At 43.0% G+C, this 17,472-nt stretch carries 15 protein-coding genes; 3 read left to right on the forward strand and 12 right to left on the reverse strand.

The genetic code is table 11. The annotated features are described in order from the left end of the window. Nucleotides 1-101 precede the first annotated feature (101 nt). Nucleotides 102-1,208, forward strand: coding sequence for a glycoside hydrolase family 88 protein (locus tag NSS87_RS17845; RefSeq protein ID WP_339241751.1), 1,107 nt, complete (start codon nt 102-104; stop codon nt 1,206-1,208). 103 nt (nt 1,209-1,311) lie between these two features. On the opposite strand, the gene NSS87_RS17850 is transcribed toward NSS87_RS17845, so the two are convergent. From NSS87_RS17850 to NSS87_RS17885, 8 genes are all read right to left on the reverse strand, one after another. Further along, nucleotides 1,312-2,373, reverse strand: a complete 1,062-nt coding sequence (locus NSS87_RS17850) for a glycoside hydrolase family 76 protein (RefSeq protein WP_339241753.1) — start codon at nt 2,371-2,373, stop codon at nt 1,312-1,314. Nucleotides 2,374-2,385: 12 nt separating this feature from the next. Then, nucleotides 2,386-3,441 (reverse strand): glycoside hydrolase family 76 protein, encoded by a 1,056-nt coding sequence (locus tag NSS87_RS17855; protein WP_042188994.1) that lies wholly within the window; start codon nt 3,439-3,441, stop codon nt 2,386-2,388. Between the two features lie 33 nt (nt 3,442-3,474). Then, nucleotides 3,475-4,362 (reverse strand): carbohydrate ABC transporter permease, encoded by an 888-nt coding sequence (locus NSS87_RS17860; RefSeq protein ID WP_339241755.1) that lies wholly within the window; start codon nt 4,360-4,362, stop codon nt 3,475-3,477. Between the two features lie 32 nt (nt 4,363-4,394). Then, the gene (locus tag NSS87_RS17865; RefSeq protein WP_042188999.1) at nt 4,395-5,282 is read right to left on the reverse strand and encodes a sugar ABC transporter permease; all 888 of its coding nucleotides are present in this window, start codon (nt 5,280-5,282) and stop codon (nt 4,395-4,397) included. Between the two features lie 65 nt (nt 5,283-5,347). Beyond that, a complete protein-coding gene (locus NSS87_RS17870) occupies nt 5,348-6,652 on the reverse strand; it encodes an ABC transporter substrate-binding protein (protein WP_339241759.1) in 1,305 nt (434 codons plus the stop codon). A gap of 42 nt (nt 6,653-6,694) precedes the next feature. Continuing rightward, nucleotides 6,695-7,960, reverse strand: a complete 1,266-nt coding sequence (locus NSS87_RS17875; protein ID WP_339241761.1) for a glycoside hydrolase family 125 protein — start codon at nt 7,958-7,960, stop codon at nt 6,695-6,697. A 234-nt stretch (nt 7,961-8,194) separates the two neighbouring features. Beyond that, nucleotides 8,195-9,379 (reverse strand): GntR family transcriptional regulator, encoded by a 1,185-nt coding sequence (locus tag NSS87_RS17880; protein ID WP_339241763.1) that lies wholly within the window; start codon nt 9,377-9,379, stop codon nt 8,195-8,197. A 218-nt stretch (nt 9,380-9,597) separates the two neighbouring features. Beyond that, entirely contained in the window at nt 9,598-10,020 is a 423-nt protein-coding gene (locus NSS87_RS17885) for a VOC family protein (RefSeq protein ID WP_339241765.1), read from the reverse strand. A gap of 299 nt (nt 10,021-10,319) precedes the next feature. On the opposite strand from NSS87_RS17885, the gene NSS87_RS17890 reads away from it, so the two are divergent. Then, nucleotides 10,320-12,014, forward strand: coding sequence for a M3 family oligoendopeptidase (locus NSS87_RS17890; protein WP_042189010.1), 1,695 nt, complete (start codon nt 10,320-10,322; stop codon nt 12,012-12,014). Nucleotides 12,015-12,110: 96 nt separating this feature from the next. Here the strand turns inward: NSS87_RS17890 and NSS87_RS17895 are convergent, their stop codons facing one another. Then, complete coding sequence (locus NSS87_RS17895; protein ID WP_339241768.1) at nt 12,111-14,864, reverse strand: sugar-binding domain-containing protein; 2,754 nt, start codon at nt 14,862-14,864, stop codon at nt 12,111-12,113. A gap of 145 nt (nt 14,865-15,009) precedes the next feature. On the opposite strand from NSS87_RS17895, the gene NSS87_RS17900 reads away from it, so the two are divergent. Further along, nucleotides 15,010-15,948 carry a helix-turn-helix domain-containing protein gene (locus NSS87_RS17900; protein ID WP_042189014.1) on the forward strand — a complete coding sequence of 313 codons (939 nt, stop codon included), beginning with the start codon at nt 15,010-15,012 and terminating at the stop codon, nt 15,946-15,948. 85 nt (nt 15,949-16,033) lie between these two features. Here the strand turns inward: NSS87_RS17900 and NSS87_RS17905 are convergent, their stop codons facing one another. The 3 genes from NSS87_RS17905 to NSS87_RS17915 are packed head-to-tail and all read right to left on the reverse strand — an operon-like array spanning nt 16,034 to nt 17,325. Further along, nucleotides 16,034-16,414 carry a DUF1801 domain-containing protein gene (locus NSS87_RS17905; RefSeq protein ID WP_042194061.1) on the reverse strand — a complete coding sequence of 127 codons (381 nt, stop codon included), beginning with the start codon at nt 16,412-16,414 and terminating at the stop codon, nt 16,034-16,036. 28 nt (nt 16,415-16,442) lie between these two features. Continuing rightward, on the reverse strand, nt 16,443-16,805 hold the full coding sequence (locus tag NSS87_RS17910) for a DUF4180 domain-containing protein (protein WP_339241771.1): 363 nt from the start codon (nt 16,803-16,805) through the stop codon (nt 16,443-16,445). 1 nt (nt 16,806) lies between these two features. Next, a complete protein-coding gene (locus NSS87_RS17915) occupies nt 16,807-17,325 on the reverse strand; it encodes an ankyrin repeat domain-containing protein (protein ID WP_042189016.1) in 519 nt (172 codons plus the stop codon). Nucleotides 17,326-17,472: the final 147 nt, after the last annotated feature.

Consider the following 17,472-nt stretch of genomic DNA (forward strand, 5'->3'; position numbering starts at 1 on the left):
ATGACAATATTCGAACATTTCATTGTAGCAAAACAAAACTTTTCAGCCACTAGGAAAGCTATACTCATAATATCTTAACCACCACACTGGAGGCAGTAATTATGACATCATCCTATTGGCAAGAGCTTATATGCAGACTCGACACAAAAGTAGAACAGATGGTAAAGCAGATTGGTGACAAATGCCCACATTTTGCAGGGAAAAATGGAAAATTTGATGATATTGGTTCAGACTGGTGGACCACTGGCTTCTGGCCTGGGCTACTCTGGATCATGCATGATATGACTGGAAAAGACTTATACAAGAAAGCCGCTTGGCATTGGGACGGAACCTTGGAGGAATGGTTTATCAAACCAACGGTTGAGATGCATCACGATGTAGGATTTCAATTCCTTCCGACAGCTGTAATCAAACATACGATTACGGGTGACGAAGATGCCCTGCGTAGGGGGATTGAAGCGGCGAATTTCCTCGCTGCCCGCTATAATCCTGTAGGCAAATTCATCCGCGCATGGAATGAAGATAAATATGGCTGGGTAATTATCGACTGCATGTTGAATATCTCTCTACTGTTCTGGGCCAGCAAAGTAACTGGTGATCCACGGTATAAGCATATTGCTATTAGCCATGCAGAGACGACGATGCAATATGGTATTCGCGAGGATGGATCAACCAAACATATTCTATCTTTCGATGCGGAGACTGGGGCATATATTGAGAATTTTGGCGGTCAAGGTTTTTCAGCTGAATCCTCATGGAGCCGTGGAACGGCTTGGGGGCTGTACGGCTTCATCAATACCTATCGCCACAGTGGAAATGAACGGTTCTTGAACACCGCAAAGCGGATTGCCCATTATTTCATCTCGGCTTTACCTGAGGATCAAGTTCCTTATTGGGATTTCCGTCTAGCGGATGACGAACGGATGTTCAAAGATAGCTCTGCGGCATCTATCGCCGCTTCAGGTTTGTTAGAGCTTGCAGCGATCGTACCTGTAGGCGAAAAAAGCCTCTACGCTAATGCAGCGGAGCGAATTCTCCGCTCACTGACCGAAAATTACGCGACTTGGGAGCAGCCAGAGCATGAAGCGATTTTATTGCATGGAACGGGCAGCGGCACTTCCTTTATCGATGTATCGCTGATCTATGGAGACTACTATTATATTGAAGCTGTCGCTAAATTGAATGGTTGGAAACATCGGATTTTCTAACAGATAAACGATTAATTTATAATAACAAAAAAGAAGCTTCTCTACATTAAATGGAAGATCACTGCACCATTTAAAATGAGAAGCTTCTTTATACGCCTTTAAGCTATTCCCTCATGAGTACAGCGGCCCCTTCCAGCAACATCAAGCCACTGAGTTGAATGCTCAGTTGAACCGGAAGCTCCGGTTTCAATTCCCACGATGGACTACAAAGACCCGGCTGTTTATCGAGACCTTTTTCCCACAACTGCCGAGCATTGGCCATGATTACCTCACGAATCCTGCTAGCCTCAGGAACCTCTCCACAAAGTTGAACCAGATAACGAATCAGAATACCCTTGAACAATCCAGTATCATCGATGCCTTCATCAGGCAACATCATATTCATCGGATCGCATAGACGATCAATACATGTATTAGCAGTTCGATTCGCATCTTCTAAGTAATGGACATCCCCCGTATTCTTATACAGCTCTAAGCCCGCACCTAGAAACACTCCCTGACAATAAGTAAATTCCCAATCGAAATCAATCTGGCCATCCCCGAGTCTGTTCATTCCATCCCACACAAAACCAGTCGCAGGATCCACTAAATATGTTTTGTTCCATTCATAGATACGGAGTGCCCACTCCAGATCCTCCTGCTTTTGAAAAAGTTCATATAACCTAGCTGCTAGAATGACGGCTGGTGCATTGGCAGGTGTGTTTTTATAATCGAGCTGATCCTTCTTCCAGGCCAAACCGCCTCCAAAATGTTCATTCCAAGCTGATTTTATATCCTCCCATAGATCTAGCACAGCACCTAAGTAGGATTCATATCCAGTTGCCCGATAAGCTCGTAGCAGCGCCAATGCTGTCCATTCCATATCATCATAGTAATTATGCCTGAAAGTCCCACCGTTATAAGCTTGGAGATGTTCACTCAATTCCTTGATTCTCAGTGAATATGCAGGATCTCCGCTACACTCGTAGCCATCCACTAGAATATCAATGACATGAGCCTGCCACCAGTAATAAAAATTCTCACCTGCAACGTTATACTCTCTGGGATACCATTGATTCATGATCCCCGTCTCCGCATTATAATAATTACGTTCTAGACATTGTTGGAACCACTCCGACCTTTCCTGCCAGTTAAGCGCTTTTAGGGCTTCTTTTGCTTGTGTCATTAAAAGTTCACCTCAAATCTGATCCTTAGTTAATTCAGCCATCTTCTCCAATAACTTCGTTGCACTAAGCTGGGAGCTGAGCTGAATTACACCAGTAGATGACAAAGTCCAATCCGTGCCAAACAAAGCTGCGTCCTCTGACTTTCCTTGCTCCCAGAGAGATTCAGCATTCCTACGCAGAAAATCGACAGCTTCAACAGCTGCGGCATCAGCTTTGACCCATTCTGCCGTATACCGAATCAGGATTCCTTTGAACAATCCAGCATCTCCATTTCCTTCGTCTGGAAGTACACCCGCCTTAGCCTCAGCAAGCTCATGAGCAGCAGCGGAAAAAGTTAATCGGGCATCCTCCAAATAGGATGGGTCCTTAGTGATACGATAGAGTTCTACAGCTGCGCCAATATAGATACCTTGGTTATAGGAGTATCTCCAATCCTTATCGATCTGGCCATTGCCCGTGCGATTCATGCCATCCCATACAAAACCCGTCGTCGGGTCTACCAGATGCTTTTTTTGCCATCTATAAATTTTTAGCGCCCATTCTAGATTCTCAGCTTCACCGAAGGCTTGATACAAACGAGCCGCCAGTATAGCTGCTGGGGCATTGGCAGGTGTATTTTTATAATCCAACTGTGACTTCTGCCAAGCGATCCCACCACCCATATGCTCGTTCCAGCCTGTCTGAATGTCTTCCCATAAAAGAAGGGCTGTATCTTTATAAACTTCCTCTCCTGTTGCTTGATAGGCACGGAGCCACGCGAGAGCCATCCATTCCATATCATCATACAACTCGTTGGGCCACACTCCCCCATTTCGTCGCAAAAGACCTTCATGAAGCGCGGAAAGCCGTTCGGCATACCATTCCTCTCTAGTTCGCTGTAATCCATCTACCAATACATCCACAGCATGAGCCATCCACCAATAATGAAAAATGGTATTACATTCTCCGTTTGGACAAGGTGTTTCTATATTGTACATTTTGATCGCGTCATTCCAGAATAATGAATCCAGCGCAGCTTGTGCTTGATTCGCCCGTTCCTCCCAAATCCCGATCTCCAATTGGTTCATATAAACTCTCTCCCTGATTCGATTTTTATAGAATTAACCTTTTATGCCACTGAATGCAATCCCCTGCACAAAATAACGCTGAAGTGCCAGAAAGAGCACCAATATCGGCAGAATCGCAACAAGCGCACCAGCCATCATTGGACCGTAATCTGTTTGGGAATTATAGGAGAAGGCTTGAAGTCCCATCTGAATCGTTGCTTTATCCGGGTCATTCAGTACAATCATGGGCCATAGGAAGCTGTTCCAGCCCGCTTGAAAAGTAAAGATGCTTAAAGTCGCCAGCGCTGGTTTGGTCAGCGGCAAATAAATGCGCCAAAATATCTTAAACTCTCCACAGCCTTCGATCCGGGCCATTTCCATCATGTCACTAGGTAGGGTAAGAAAGAATTGCCGCATAAAGAACACAGCAAAAGTTCCTGAAGCCCCCGGAAGAATAATCCCCCAGAAGGAGTTCATCAACCCGTTCCCCCCACTGCCAAAAATATCGTTACCTCCGAAAAATGGAATATGACGCATGACATAAACTGTAGGGATCATCGTCACTATGCCCGGTATCATCATCGCCGCTAGCAGCACGCGGAATATTGGCTTATTGAGCTTAAAATTCAACTTTGCGAATGCGTAGCCACTGATCGACCCAAAAAACAGATTCGCCAGTACACCTGCTACAGCAAGCACAAGTGAATTCCAGAAAAAGAGGGCAAATGGAACCGTTGTAAACGCCTTACGATAGTGCTCTAAGGTCAAATGTGAAGGAAACCACCGAATGGGCATGGCGAATATCTCTTCGTCAGGCTTCAAAGATGTAAGAACACTCCAATAGAAAGGTAGAAACATTACGATTGCAATAACAATGCACACTATATAATAAATAGATTTACTTAAGCGTCTTTTTAATAACGAACTTCCACTAGTATCCATACCTCTATCCCCTTTCTGCATGACAAGCCCGCTTATACAATGGACTCCTCCGCCTTTGTGATCCGCATGTTTATAAGTGAGAATATGAGAATCGCCACAGCAAGCACAAAAGCTTGTGCAGACGCATACCCCATTTGTAATTGATTAAAGCCCTGTTGATAGATCAGATAAACCGGAGTTTTCGTCATATTCGCTGGACCACCCTGCGTCAGCACAAAAGCTTGGTCGAACAACTGTAACGCACCAATGATTGCCATCGTGCTGACTAGAAAGGTCGTAGGACGTAGTTGCGGCCAAGTAATATACCGGAAACAATCCAGTTTATTGGCACCGTCCAGCCTTGCGGATTCATACAAATAGTCAGGCACACCTTGCAGACCTGCCAAGTAGATAATCATATTAGAACCTACCGACTGCCAGAGAGTAAGCATAATAATGGACAACATCGCTGTTCGGGTCTCGGATAACCAAGCTGGACCTGTAATCCCAACATAGGACAACAATCCGTTAACCAAACCAAATTCAGGATGCAAAAGCCAGATCCAAACGGTAGCAGCAGCAACGGCGGATGTAAGAGTTGGCAGATAATTCAGAGTGCGGAACAGCTTCACCCCACGCCAGCTTCGACTAAGTAGAATCGCGAGGAGCAGCGAAATCAGGATATTTAGCGGAACGAAAATGATCGAATAAAAAAATACATTTCGGAATGTTTTCCATAACAAACTGTCTTCTATCAAACGGCGATAGTTATCAAAACCGATCCAATCATTTCTACTAAGTACATCGTAATTGGTAAAGCTTAAATACAACGCCATTACCACGGGGATGACCGTGAATACTGTAAATAGCAACACCGTTGGTGTAATAAACAAATAAGCTGTCCGCGCCTGATGTTTCTCTAGCTTTCTGATGGAAGCCATTTCAGCTACCCCCTCCTAAGCAAAAGGGAGGCAAGACCTCCCCCTTACTTCAAATGTCTTACTTATTACTTCACTACCTCATTATCCTTTAGCATTTTGTCGCCTTCTTCTTGTGATTTCTTCAAGGTTTCGTCAATACTCAGCTTGTTCTGCTGGTTTAGCTGCAAATTGGGTGCCAACGCGTCGGTTTCCATCACGGAATAACCAGGGTGGTTTGGACGAACCTTAGCGAACTCCAGTGTTTCTAGAAACGGCTGCCACTTGGGATCATCTTTGAAGAATGGATCTTCCATAGACGGCTTATAGCCAGGCAGATTCAGACTGGTCTTGGCCCAGAGCAATGCGTTATCCTTGTTCGCTGTCCACCATTTAATGAACTCCCACGCCTCTTCCTTATGTTTGGAACCTTCTGGAATCACCAGACCAAATCCGCCCATAACACTGCCTTTATCCCCGTTTGGTCCAGCTGGAGGGGGAACGATTCCATAATCTAGATCTTTACCGTATTTGTTATAAGTGCTGAGCATCCACGGACCGGAATACAACATAGCAACTTTGCCTGTGACAAAAGCATCTTGCCCTTCCCCAAGTCCAAGCTCAAACCCTACTTTATACACCTTATCTTTGTTCATCAGGCGATCCCAGAACTCTAGCACCTGTTTTCCTTTATCATTATTAAAATTGGTCTTTCCATCCTCCGTAAGCATGGTGCCGCCAGCCTGTTGAAGATACATATTAAAAAGCCCCAAATCCCCCATTGAAAAACCTGCAATTTCCAATTTATTGCCGTTCCATTTGGTGAGCTTCGTAGCAGCCGTCTCTAGCTCATCCCATGTTGTTGGAGGCTGAAGTCCTGCATCTGCGAGCAGCTTCTTATTATAGAAAAGAGCACGAGCATCTACGGTAAGCGGCAGCCCATATAATTTGTCATCGTATGAAAGCTCACGAAGGGATTCGCTGTAGAAGTCATCTTCGGAAATACCGTCACGCGTTAAGTATTCGTCAACCGGATGCAGGACGTTTTTTGGAGCATACAATGAAGTTCTCCAGCGATCCCAAAACAGCACATCAGGAGTGCCGCCATTGGTTGCGGAAGTCAGGAACTTCGTGATCATATCCTGCTGCAGCACATACTTTACATGAATCTTATCCTGCGATTTATTAAAGGCATCAACCATGGTCTCAAATTGCTTCTGCCCCTCACCGCCCCAATCCCCCCAGAAGGTAAGCTCCGTCTTTTTTCCATCACTGCTCCCTGATTTACTTGCAGTTCCGGACTCTTTACCGGTGGACCCATTACTGCCACCGCAGCCCGTAGCAAGTGAAGCTGTCATAACCAAAGCAAGTGTGGTAACCAGCCATTTTTTCATGTTCTCTATCCCCTTTAGAGTCGATTGAAAAACTTGTAGACATTAACCCCGCTTAACTTGTAACCCGCAGTGCATAAGCACCAGCTCGCAGAACATCATATTTGCCCATGAGAACCATGGACGTGTAAATTCGTCGGGATTATCCACATCAAACCCTTCATGCATAAATCCGGTGCCCGCATCCGTCTTCTCCAGCAGATTAAGCAAGGATTCCTGTTCCTCATCGCTGGTAGATGTCATTCCCTGAATCGCTAAAGCTATAGGCCAGATATAACGACTAGGCGTATGTGGACTTCCAATACCAGAAGCCTCCTTTCCTGCGAAGAAATAAGGATTATTGCTACTTAAAATAAGCTTTCGGGTATTTTGGTAGATAGGATCCTCGGCACTCACATAACCCAAATAAGGGATAGAGAGCAGACTTGGCACATTTGCATCATCCATCAAATTCACCAGTCCACGGCCATCTACTTCATATGCATAGACTGACCCAAACTCTGGGTGGTCTACGATTCCATACTGACGTATTCCCTCATTAATCTGTTCAGAAAGTTTTCTAGCTTTCAATTCCAGTTCCTGATCCCTTAGGATCTCTCGGGCAATTTCACACACATACTCTAAAACAACCACAGCGAACATATTAGCAGGAACCAAATACCCGTATTCACAGGCATCATCGCTAGGACGAAATCCGGACCATGTCATTCCGGTATAAGCTGTCAACGTTCCTTTACCTTCACGCACTAATGTATCCGTAGGTGGACAGTTCATCCGTTGAAAAAGATAATTGGAATCGCTCTCATGTTTCTGTTCAGTAGTCCATAATGCAATAATTCTTTCTACACCCTTAACAAATGAATCATTAAACTGACTAGTTCGGTCCGAATTCTTCCAGAGCAGATAACCCAGTTGGATCGGATAGCATAATGAATCAATCTCATATTTTCTTTCCCATACTCCTGGGCTCATCTCTGTAAGATCCTCCTGATGGCCATCCCCATTTTCTTCTTCATTGAACGCGTTCGCATAAGAGTCAAGCTGAATACATGCGAATTGTCTTAGTACAAGTCCCTCAATCATGTCCGCAATTTCTTCATCCTCGGAGGCAAGGATCAGAAAGGGTCTAACCTGAGCGGCCGAGTCCCGCAGCCACATCGCTGGAATATCTCCGGTAATGACAAAAGTGGTGCCATTCGCCATTCTTTTTAAGGTTGTATTCCAGGTGTTATCCATACATTTCTCGAACATTTCGGCTAATTTTGGACGATCCCTCAGCTGCGCTTTTACATTAGATGCCAGTTTCTTCATCGACTCAGGGATTTCTCTGGTTGCTTTCAGTTATAATACCCCCTTTTTCTTTCTCCTTTGAAGCGCTTTCACAAATTAGTATATTGTCATGTAATTAGTATGTCAATATGTTTATTTATTGATAATGATATATCAATACTTCTATAATGATAAACATCTATCTAAAACAAACAAAAAAACCCATCCAAAAAGATAGGTTTTTATAACAACTAATTTATGGATAATCGCATAAAATTAATTAGAATTAGATGGTTTAGCAGGTCCCGTAGATTCACCAGAAATCAACTCAGCTTCCAGCATTATCTTATTCGATACAGTCTGGCCATTCATAATTTGCAGTACATTCTCAACTGCCAGTCGCCCCATTTCTTCTTCATTCTGCCGCAAATGAGTGAACGCATAACCCGAGCCGAGTGGAGTTGGTGGACTATCAAAGCAAATGATTGAAACATCCTCTGGAATCCGCAGCCCAAGACGTTCAACCGCAGTTCTAGCCAGCAGGGCAATATTATATTCCACGGCAAAAAGCGCCGTTATTGTTGGATTCTCTTGTAAATGAGAAACTAGCCGTGAGATATCGTGTTCAATATTCTCATCATTAAAGGAATTTGGTAATGTTGAGGTTAAATCACTAACCCACAACCCCTTATCTACAGCTATCCCCCGCTCCGCATGTGCTTGTATAAATCCCTCCACCCGCTCCTCAAGAGCCGTCGTATCCGCTGGAGGTGGAGAGAGGAAAGAGATATGAGTATGCCCAAGATCAAATAAGTACTCTGTCCCTTTAAGTGCAGCCTTTATGTTATCCGTGCCGATCGAAGCAGCCGCTACTCCTTTCAGATGGCGATCTACCAGAACTAAAGGGAAACGGCCGATCACCAATTTTAGAATCTCAGCATTAAAAAATTCGCCTTGAGCCGGAAAAACAATCAGACCATCTACACCCAAGCTAAGCAACTTCTGAATAGACTGTTCTTCGTTCTCTGGTACGCCAAATGTTCTTCGTAGAACGAGGAAGCAATCATTATCACGGGAAGCCTGTTCCATCCCATAAATCAAGCCTGTTCCATAACTGTTGCCAAAGTCGGTAATAATCAGACCAATTGTCTTTTCCTCATGGTTAAAGGAATTAAAAACCGTCCCGTCGGAGGTCGTCTCAGGAGACATAACTGAATCTATGTAGTCAACTGCCGGATCAGCCACAAACGAACCTCTTCCCGGTTTTCTCACAATTAAATGCTCGGCCGCTAGCATTTCCAGAGCTTTTTTACTCGTAATCCGACTTACATTATAGGTTTCGGCCAGTTCTTTTTCTGAAGGAACTCGCTCCCCTTGTCCATAGGATTTATTTACAATAAGCTGCTTCACTTCATCAAATATTTTTTCATACATCGGTTTGGATGACGTTGTCTCATTCATAACTTTCGTTATCTCCTGACTCTAATTTTTTAATCTTTATACATAATAATATATCATGATATATTAAGTTTGTCGACATTTGTACTGAAGCAGTTAAAAAAAGAGGGAGGAAGGGTTCAGAGTGTAAAGCGAAAAAATTCGTATAGAAACAGAGATAAACCGTATTCTGAGAATACGGTTTAAGAGAGGCTAAGTAACAAAGCTCTGAATAGACTCCTTTAATTCTCGAGCTCCCATTCCGGATTCCATGCGACTTCCCACAAATGCCCATCGGGGTCCATAAAGTGACCGGAATACCCTCCCCAAAAGGTATCATGTAAAGGGTCAACGATCTTCGCACCAGCCTTTTGAGCTAGCTCCATAACCTGATCTGCTTCCTTTTTACTTCCTACATTGTGGCCAATCTTTATTTCTGTTGAACTGGCTGGGGATAATGGAACCTTTGCCTCATAGGCCATATCTTTCCGATTCCAAAGTGCCAGCTTCAAGCCTGCCTGCAAATCAAAAAAGGCAACCGCTCCATGTTCAAATTCTTTGCCAATGATCCCTTCGGTCGGAAATCCTAATCCATCCCTGTAAAAAACCAAAGCTCTCTCCAAATCATCCACGCCTAGTGTTATTACTGTAATTCGGGGTTTCATCTATATCAAGCCTCCTATTTTCGCTTCGTTAAATTGTACGAGTGCGCTCATTAATTGTGTTCAGTACTTCTTCCCAATGCATCTTCATCTGCTCTCGCATAACTGGATGGACCATTTTTTCTTGATAAGATCTACTATATTCATAGATAATATCAAACCATATTCCACTTAACAAGTTTTTACACTTTTGTACATTTGTTCTTTTTTCGACCATAAAAAGCTTACACAGGTCTATCGTAAATGGCTGTTCAGATTATATAATAGAGACTATCTGGTATAGAAAGGAAGTTGATTTTTTTATGAAATTTGATGATTACCGCTATGAGCGACCGGATGTAGAGAAATTCAAGCAAGACTTTAACGCCCTGCTGAAAGATCTCAACGACACATCACCACTAGAGGTGCAAAAAGCTTCCGTCACTGCCATTAACAAGCTTCGCAATGAGTTTGACACGATGCAGACATTGGTTAGCGTTCGTCATTCTATCAACACGACAGATGAATTTTACAAAGCCGAACAAGAATTCATGGACGAAATCGGGCCTGTCGTTCAGGAATACATAACTAACTACTACAAAGCACTCGTACATTCCAAATATAGAGCCGAGTTTGAAAAGGAATGGGGTGCGCAGTTACTCCAGCTTGCTGAAGTATCGCTGCGGACGTTTAGTCCGGAAATCATTGAAGATTTACAATTGGAGAACAAACTATCAACTGAATACTCCCAGCTTATCGCATCTGCCAAGATTCTTTTTGAAGGTGAAGAGCGTACACTGCCTCAACTCGCACCTTTCGAATTGTCTACAGACCGTGATATGCGTAAAAGCGCTTCTGAAGCTCGGTTTGGTTTTATGTCCGAACACGAGGCTGAATTTGACCGCATCTATGACGAGCTCGTCAAGGTCCGTGACGGCATAGCTAAAAAGCTTGGGTACAGCAACTTTGTTCAGCTAGGTTATGACCGTATGATGCGTACCGACTATAATGCTGAAATGGTTGCTAATTTCCGCAAACAAGTTCTTGAATATATCGTACCTGTCTCCCAGCAGTTAAAGAAACGTCAGACTGAACGACTGGGTCTAGATGAATTGAAATATTACGACGAGAACTTTAGCTTTAAGACCGGGAACGCTACCCCTAAAGGAGATTCAGACTGGATTGTAGCTAACGGTAAGAAGATGTACAAAGAGCTCTCCCCTGAAACGGATGAATTTTTCACCTTCATGCTGGACAATAATCTGGTGGATTTAGTAAGCAAAAAAGGAAAACAAGGCGGCGGATATTGCACCTATTTCAGCCAATACCAAGCCCCTTTTATTTTCTCAAATTTCAACGGCACCTCTGGGGATATTGATGTCTTAACTCACGAAGTGGGTCATGCGTTCCAGGTTTATGAAAGCCGCAATATTAATGTGCCAGAATATGCTTTTCCAACCTATGAAGCATGTGAGATTCATTCCATGAGTATGGAATTTTTCGCTTGGCCTTGGATGAATTTGTTCTTTGAAGAAGATGCAGATAAATACCGCTTTAATCACTTATCTGACAGCCTTCAGTTTATTCCTTACGGGGTATCTGTCGATGAATTCCAACATTTTGTTTATAGCAACCCTGAAGCAACTCCTGCTGAACGCAAGCAAGCTTGGAGAGACATCGAGAAGAAATACTTACCACATCGTAATTATGAAGGTAACACTTATCTGGAACAAGGGGGCTTCTGGCATAAACAAGGCCACATCTTTGCCTCACCGTTCTACTACATTGACTACACACTAGCACAGCTATGTGCCTTCCAATTCTGGAAACGTTCGAACGAAGATTTCAAATCTGCTTGGAGCGATTATTTGGAGCTATGCCAAGCTGGTGGAAGCAAGTCCTTTATTAAACTGGTTGAACTAGCGGGTCTGACTTCACCATTTGAAGATGGCTGCATTAGCTCCGTTATTGGGGATATTGAAGGTTGGCTGAACAGCATTAATGATAAAGAGCTTTAATCCATTCTCTGATAAGCTCATCACAAAAAAAGCAATCCTTGCCTTATGGCTTGGATTGCTTTTTAAAATTGAATGATCCAACTTCACCCATGTATGTTATCGATAACGAATCAATATATCTATTGGGTATCGACCCGCATTGCGACCATATAAGGCTAAGCCTCCGCCCTCTGCTTGAAGCTCCAAACGGAAAGTACGATTGCGATCTAGTTTAGCTGCTAACTGCCCCGGTACACTTACTTTACACAGATAGCCGTAAGAGCCCGCCTCATCTAACTTATTCGCTAATGGCTGATAATGCCAAGATAATACACCTCGGCTGTCGGCCGGATCATCTGGCAAATAGAAGGAGCCAATCCGTTGACCTTCTATCAGAACATTCACACGTGAAGGATGACGTTCTTCGTCGGTCATATAATACGTATTCGGATTATACTCCACCCTAGCATCTGCACCATGCATGAGATCAAGTCCCATTTCATTTTGCTTTGCGCCTTCAACATTTCGAGCCAATACTCGCTTTGCGCTGGCTTCGAACATGATTTCGATCTCGCCAATCATCTTTTTCTCCATACCATCTGGAAGAGTTACATCATATGCATAATGGCCTTGCCCAGCCCCATTGATTTTTGAGCACTGAATAGCTTCCCATTGTTGTTCAAAGTTGTGTTCTTTATACGCATCCACCGGGATATTAATACAATCTCCATCCCCTTCAAACCTTACACTCTGATTACCGCTTCTAACATCAAACGTAATGAAGTTGCGTGTGATTACCTCTTCCCTATTATTTATCAAGGAAACTGCCAGCACTGCAACTGCGTCCTGATCAGGCATAAGGACATAAAGAGGAGATAAATCTGATACTCCATATCCGTCCCACTTCACTGACATATGCTCACTTTGTGTAACAACTCGTGTTCCCAAATTGTCGTACCAAAGTTCCCATTTCACCTGTAAATGCTGTCCATGATATTTATCTGAGAAGCTGGAACGAAGAAGCGGAACTTTAACTTCATCCTTTGCGTTTACTGTCTGGCATGGCGGTGCATCGATCACGATGAAGTCCGGAGAATGCAGATCAGAAATCGTCATCCCTGGAACAAAGTCATCATAACCAAAATCTTTATCGCTGCCGTCTAACCGATAATAACCATTGAACTCGTTCGTAACATCGCGAAATTCGGTAAATACAAAACCACATAGCTTATCATGCCGCCGGAATTCATTCATCATATAGCGGTAATGCCATGCCAAATCACTATCCCCTGCCCCGCCTTCGATACCCCATACGTTTCCACATTCACTGTTCATCAGCGGGGCATCAGATTGTACATTACCTCCGATACAGTTAAAGTCTGAACCTGGGAAAGTTTTGTCTACAACCTCATTCAAATGTGATCTAAGCTGATCATAACCATTAATGTAGAAATGCCAAGTATTGATATCAGATTCCACATGATCATAGTTACAAGGTGAGTTATCTTCAACGATTCTAGATGGATCTAGTCGTTTTGCCCAGCGATATTGTTCCCGAACCCATTCCTGTGTTTCTTTGAGATAACTAGTCTGCTGCTGTAAATCACTCGTCAGACTAGTGTCCTGAGCGTTCGTCTTCAAGCCCCAAGTCTCGTTAAACATTACCCATGAGAAAATGGATGGATGATTATAGTCTCGTTCAATAACCTCGAGTGCTTCACGTTCATACGCGTTACGTGCTTTTTCATCGGGATTTCCCCAAAAGCAAGGCATGTCTTCCATCACCAAAATACCCAGTTTATCCGCCCAATATAGTTTTCGTGGTTCTTCTGGCTTGATATGAATACGCACAAAGTTCAGTCCCAAACGTTTCATTAGATAGATTTCATCCCGCATATCTTCATCAGACGGATAAGTGAAATATCCCGTTTTGTGATAAGACTGGTCAAGGGTACCGTTTAAATAAATCGGCTTGCCATTGAGGGTAATCCAGCGATAACCACGCTCATCAAAACGCACAGTTTGGATTTCTCGAACTCCGAAATAGGTACTGACTGTGTCTGTGCCAAAAGATCCGCTAAGTTGTAGTTCGCCTTCGTACAAATAAGGTGTATCTGGACTCCACAATTTTGGATCTGTTATATGGAAAGAGAGCTTAAATTCATTCTCCCCTGCGATAAGATCTATTTTCTCAGTATGCAATATAGAATTCTCTGCGAATTTCAGCGTGAAATTTGCCGATCCATTTTCTTGTGCAAAGATTCTTGTCGTCACGTTCACTTGCCCATCAATAGTGGTCACAAACTTAGCATCTTTCATATAAGTCTGAGGCCGAGATTCTAGCCATACGGGCTGCCAGATTCCGCGAATTTCTCCATAACCTTGTTTGCCACGCGTTTGGTAATCATGATCGAAGTCCTCTACTCTAACGACAATTGTATTGTCTAAGTCTTCAACCCAGTACTGAGTAACTTCGAACTCAAATGAACCATATCCACCTTGGTGTGAACCAACATGCACTCCGTTAATCCAAACGTCACATGAATAATCCACTGCCCCGAATCGCAAAAATAGTCGTGTCTGTGAGTCGGTAGTCTGCCATTTCAAAGTCCGCCGATACCATCCTATCCCTTTATGATCACTGCCAATACCTGATAATGGACTTACCCAAGAAAAAGGAACAGTAATCATCGAACTGTAAGCGATTTCGGAATTGGAATACCAATGTTCGCTAATTCCTTCATTGCTCGGATCAAAGCTAAATGACCATTCCCCATTCAAATTCATCCATTCGTTGCGCTGCCAATGTGGATGCGGATGTTCGGGACGAGGAATCGGAAGACTCTCAACATTCAGTACGGAAGTTGTCATGATATGAGCACAGCCTTTCAAAATAAGAAGTTGAGCTCATTTTAGCACCAGTATATAAAATTCGCAATGTATATTATAATTTTACAATATATAATCTTCAGTGTACAATATCCTCAACCAATCCTAACGAAAAGGAATACAACCAATGAATGATATTTCGCAAGAAACGATACGGTACCCCGCATCACGCATCTTAGATGTTGCTAAAGCACTTTCTGGAGATGTCAGAGTCCGTATTCTTGAAGCCCTTGGTGACAAGCCCATGAGTGTCAGTCAATTGGCCGAGACACTTGGCGTAGCTCAACCAACAATTTCAATCAATGTACAGACCCTTGAGCAAGTTAACTTAATCTCATCTACACAGGGTGCAAATCGCGAGAAAATATGTGCGGTCACCTGCCGATCCATCCATCTCGATCTTCCTTCGAAGCTAGGCGATGGTCTGCATCAAACGGAAGAAATACATATGCCCATCGGGATGTTCTCCCACTGTTCTATTCAACCCTCTTGTGGTATGGCTGGAAAAGACGGCGGAGTCATCGGTTCTCAGGATGATCCACGGGTATTCTACATGCCGGAACGAGTTGATGCATCTCTCTTATGGTTCGCTGACTCTGGCTATGTCGAATACTATTTTGCCAATCCACTACCCCCTGGTGTCGAGCTTGATGAGATTCGGATTTCGGCTGAGGTTTGTTCTGAAGCACCTGCATTTCGGGAAGATTGGGCAAGTGACATCACATTAACTATAAATGACCTACATGTCGGTACTTGGACTTGTCCATCAGATTTCGGTAACCGGAAAGGAAAGTTAACACCCGAACGATGGAAGGGTGGTACAGAATATGGAATGCTGACAGAGTGGAGTATCTCAGAACAGGGTAGCAAAATAAATGGAACTGCTTCTTCCCCTACTACAATTAGCTCACTGAAGCTGGCATTTAATGAGCCCATTCGAGTACGATTTGAGATTCGCGAAGATGCCCTCAATAGACGAGGACTTAATCTATTCGGAAGTGGTTTCGGAGACTACTCACAGGATATTATCCTGTCGTTTGTGCGTCGTTCAGTATCGGGTACATGATAACACGTAAGAATTGCACACCTGAAACCAGAGTAGATCGAAAGCTTCAGATGTGCCAGTGGACAATGTTTTCTTTACACACCAATTACTTACGCTTATCTTCAGCTTTTTTGATATTCTCAGCCACTCTAAATTTCACGATCTTACTAATTAATTCATAGGGCATCGGCTGATTAAGAGGGAATTGAATGGATCCTTTTGCTCCTTTATAGACTGATAATTCTTCTTTGAAAGCGTCAATACCATTAGGCGTTGGATAAAATCCAATATGGTTTTTGAAAGCCGCAAAATGCACCAGATTTCCGTGCAGTGTAAAAGTAGGCATCTGATAGCTAATCTTTTCAATCGCATCAGGTGCCGTTTCTTTTATTACTTTTCTTATTGTACTAAGGATTTCCTGAATCTCAGATGGAAACTTGGAAATATAGTCATCGATCGATTCATACGTGATTTTAGCCTCCACAATAAGTCCCCTCTCTGTTTCAAGTTCACATTTAACTTTGATGAAATGCTGCCAATGCCTCGTCTTCTGTACTCTTGAACAATATTTTATTCCCCTGATTACATTCGTAAATAAAATCATTCAGACTTTTACTATTATAGCCAGTAAATTCTCCCACAATAGCAACTCGCATCTGATAGTTTGTATACTTTTGAAGAATCTCTCCAGCAAGGCCCGTCTTTAACTCAAAAAAATCATCTGTGATTTGCTCTTTTCTTAGAATCATTTTATCGCATTCTTGATATCTAACGTTTGCCATTAGATCCAATGCATCATTCACATTATTAATTACAATACCCTCGCTGGAAATCAAAGCTACTGTTGAATTGTCTTTACGGTTTAATGTGATTTGCATTCTAAATTGCTCCTTTTTCAATAAGAAATTCTTTAACATTGTGGTTTCCTTGTTGGATAGCTATAGCTAATACTGATTCACCACCTTCAATTTTAGCATGGATGTCAGCTCCGTGTTCGATTAACAAGCGTATCAGCTCCACATTATCCGAATGAAAAGCTGCAGAATGCAAGGCAGTGTGCCCATCGCTATCAAAAATATGTGTCTGAGCACCCTTGTTCAATAGCAGTTGGATAACACCCATATTCCGCTCCCCAGCAATTGCAGCATGAAGTGCAGTATTAGAAGGAATGAAATTTATCTTGGAATGAGATACTGCATCAACCTCAGCACCATGGTCTATCAATACCTGCACCGCTGCTTCTTTACCGAAATGTGCTGCATATCCCAAAGGTGTAAGGCCCTCGTCATTTTCCGTATTTGCAAGAGCCGGATGGAATTCTAAAATTTCTGTTAGCCGTGCAGCATCGCCATGTTGTGCCGACTGAAAAACTTCATTAATACTTTGCCGTAGTTCCATTAGATTTCGCCTCTTTTCAATTGATGAAGAAATGATTTAGCTTATTTTTTCTGGATAGTTAAGCCATTCTCCTGCTAACAAGAAGAAAAGACGTTGTAGTCTTTTAAAGACGATAACCATTTCTCGTAAAATAACAAACATAAAAAA

The organism is Paenibacillus sp. FSL F4-0243 (assembly GCF_037963295.1).
In the GTDB taxonomy this organism is placed as follows: domain Bacteria; phylum Bacillota; class Bacilli; order Paenibacillales; family Paenibacillaceae; genus Paenibacillus_AQ.